1 protein-coding gene is annotated in these 656 nt (G+C 31.2%); it reads right to left on the reverse strand.

What is annotated here, in order from left to right; translation table 11 throughout:
• Positions 1-656: YfhO family protein (locus ETI37_RS07720; protein ID WP_143458511.1), on the reverse strand; the 656-nt coding region annotated here is incomplete at both ends.

Consider the following 656-nt stretch of genomic DNA (forward strand, 5'->3'; position numbering starts at 1 on the left):
CCTAATAATGAATAAAAGTCACTAATTTTAGGGTCGTTATTTGAAGAAAAGACTTCAGCTCCACGATAGTTGAAAGTATAACTTTCACCACGATCATTATTTAATAAAAAGCTTTTAGCTAATCGTTGATCTTTAGCAGTCTTAGGTAATTGATTAATAAAAGTCTGAGTTTGAGCGGTGTAGTTAGTAATATTTGTGGAAGGCTGCTTAATATTATTCCAAAAGATAGTGGCAGATAAAAACATCTCTAGAATAAGAAAAGCTGCAGGAATCCAAGGATTAATTTTCTTAGTGTAGTAAAGAATTACTAAAGCAAGAGAAATTAAGGCAATTAATAAAGCTAAAAAGCAAGCAGCCGCATTAAGAAAAAGCAATTTTCTTGATCTGAAGAAATAGAAAGCTAAAAAGAATAAAAAGCAAGCAGTTGAAATCTTTAAATCAGCTTTTGAGTTGTGGTTAGCCAGTTGATAACTAGCGAAAAAGACCATAATAAAAGTAATTAAGAAAACAAAACGATAAGGGAAAAGTTGAGGTGGTTGGCTAGCATGCCAAAGAATATATAATTTGCCGTTTAACAAACCACTAGCTGTAAATAAACTAAAAAGTAAACTTGCCAGTCTTACTTTAATAGGGATTGAGCGATTAAAAAAGAAACT

Source organism: Lactobacillus mulieris (genome assembly GCF_007095465.1).
GTDB classification, from domain to species: domain Bacteria; phylum Bacillota; class Bacilli; order Lactobacillales; family Lactobacillaceae; genus Lactobacillus; species Lactobacillus mulieris.